Source organism: Methylobacterium sp. J-092, assembly GCF_022829325.1.
In the GTDB taxonomy this organism is placed as follows: Bacteria; Pseudomonadota; Alphaproteobacteria; order Rhizobiales; family Beijerinckiaceae; genus Methylobacterium.
This window is the reverse complement of sequence record NZ_JAKSXU010000021.1, coordinates 1-891: the sequence shown is the minus strand read 5'-3', so window position 1 is coordinate 891 and position 891 is coordinate 1. Positions and strand designations below refer to the sequence as shown.

Genomic DNA, 891 nt, shown 5'->3' with positions numbered 1-891 from the left:
CTTGCGGTAGCCATAGCGTCCGTACTTCTCAGCCAACGCCACGAGATCGGCCGTCAGCGCCTCTTCATCATCGCGGCCCCGCGGTACCTTGCGCTGTGTCGAGCGATGCTGTCCGAGCGCCCTGCAGGCACGGCGCTCGGAGACGGTCATCGTCCGCATGATGTGCTCGACACAGGCGCGTCGGCGCGCAGGGCTCAGAAGTTTCCCCGGGACGCCTCCTGCAGGATCAGCTTGTCCAGCGTCAAATCGGCGATGGCTTTTCGAAGCCGAGCATTCTCGGTCTCAAGACTCTTCATCCGTCGAACTTGATCCGACTTCAGGCCGCCAAACTAACGTCGCCACCGGGAGTATGTCACCGAACTCACACCGAGCGCGCGGATTGCATCGGCCACGCTCTGGCCCTGTGAGATCAGCACGTCCGCCTGCCGCAGCTTCGCGACGATCTCCTCGGGCTTCGGGTGCTTGGCCATCTTGTCCGTCCTCCGGGCTCAAATGCCATACCAAAGCACGGACCACTTCAATGGGGGCTGACCAAATCGCTGTGTTGGTGCTGGTGGCGATCATGCGCGAGCAGGCCGCTTCGCGCGAACCGCCAGACGTGGGATGAAGCGGATCGCAATTAGTCGCGCGACATGCTCGAACCCTGCCGCGCCCTTACGATGGCCATCTTTCATAACAAATTGCGGGCCGTCCAACCTCGGGGCCCGCATGTCCTTCCTGCACGAACTGCCGATCGCCGACCTGATCGCCTCCTACGGCTACGTCGCGATCTTCGTCATCATCACCCTGGAGAGCGCCGGCGTGCCGATGCCGGGCGAGACCGTGCTGATCTCCTCGGCCGTCTATGCCGGCAGCACCGGCAACCTCAACATCGCGCTGATCATCGCCGCC

Annotated in this window: 1 protein-coding gene and 1 pseudogene; one reads left to right on the top strand and one right to left on the bottom strand. The window is 63.2% G+C overall.

The window, feature by feature from the left end; genetic code table 11:
* Positions 1 to 470, bottom strand: a pseudogene (locus MKK60_RS00380) (transposase); the annotation flags it as partial.
* Between the two features lie 238 nt (positions 471 to 708).
* Here MKK60_RS00380 and MKK60_RS00375 point away from each other — a divergent pair.
* On the top strand, positions 709 to 891 hold a 183-nt coding region (locus MKK60_RS00375), incomplete at its 3' end, for a DedA family protein (protein WP_409567343.1).